Origin of the sequence: Rhodococcus sp. EPR-157 (genome assembly GCF_001647195.1) — a bacterium.
Lineage (GTDB): Bacteria > Actinomycetota > Actinomycetes > Mycobacteriales > Mycobacteriaceae > Rhodococcoides.
Genome location: NZ_LVCV01000374.1, coordinates 1 through 326 on the forward strand (window position 1 = coordinate 1; position 326 = coordinate 326).

Annotated in this window: 1 pseudogene; it reads right to left on the minus strand. The window is 63.8% G+C overall.

Going from position 1 to position 326, the window contains the following annotated elements:
* Positions 1 to 326, minus strand: a pseudogene (locus A2J03_RS17135) (acyl-CoA synthetase); the annotation flags it as partial.

Consider the following 326-nt stretch of genomic DNA (forward strand, 5'->3'; position numbering starts at 1 on the left):
TCGACAAGCCAGTAGTCACCGTCGGAGTCTCGACGGAACAGGTTTTCGGTGGGCACCCACGAGTCCCCCGGTTCGAACACTCCACGCATCAGCGGGCTCAGGACCTCGCCGTCGCTGCTCGGGCGGCCGAGGAGAAGACCGACCTCGTCATCCCTGCACATCCGCACGAATCCGTTGTCGTCTTCTTCGAGCCTGCCGGAGATGGGGTCGTACGCAGCCAACGCGACCCGAGCGCTGCCGGGAAGCGGGCGGCCTTTCGATCCGACTTTCGAACCACCGACGTTGGCCAGAATGACGTCGTTCTCGGTCGATGCGTAGAACTCCAG